1 protein-coding gene is annotated in these 383 nt (G+C 53.0%); it reads left to right on the top strand.

Translation table 11 applies throughout. The annotated features are described in order from the left end of the window. Positions 1-280, top strand: a 280-nt coding sequence (locus QP381_RS08600; protein ID WP_442953415.1) for a phage terminase large subunit family protein, incomplete at its 5' end; no start/stop codon positions are given. Positions 281-383 lie beyond the last annotated feature (103 nt).

Raw genomic sequence — 383 nt, 5'->3', positions numbered from 1 at the left:
CAAAGTCCAACTCTACGAAGACGGCCTAAGAAACATTAGAAACGCCGACAACAACGTCGCCTACGGCATAAAACTAGTCGGCTCACTCCTATCCGAGGGAAAACTCAAAATAAGTAACCGGTGCAAATGGTTACTAAAAGAATTCCCCTCCTACGTGTGGGACCCCAAAGCCACAGAACAAGGCCAAGACAAACCAATCAAGGCCAACGATCACGCGTTAGACGCACTACGGTACGCACTCGTCACCACAGAAACCTTGTGGCGGCGCGCAACAAAATAAGGGAGGCCACTAATGGCAGCAATAACCGCCGGGGCGATCTGGCCCCCCGAAAACCTCGCAACCATCCGCCGCGACATGAACGAATGGGAAGCCTGGTGGGTAG

This window comes from Pauljensenia sp. UMB6358 (genome assembly GCF_030216865.1).
Lineage (GTDB): Bacteria > Actinomycetota > Actinomycetes > Actinomycetales > Actinomycetaceae > Pauljensenia > Pauljensenia turicensis_A.
The sequence above is the reverse complement of the archived record's forward strand: the minus strand, read 5'-3'. Positions and strand labels throughout refer to the sequence as shown.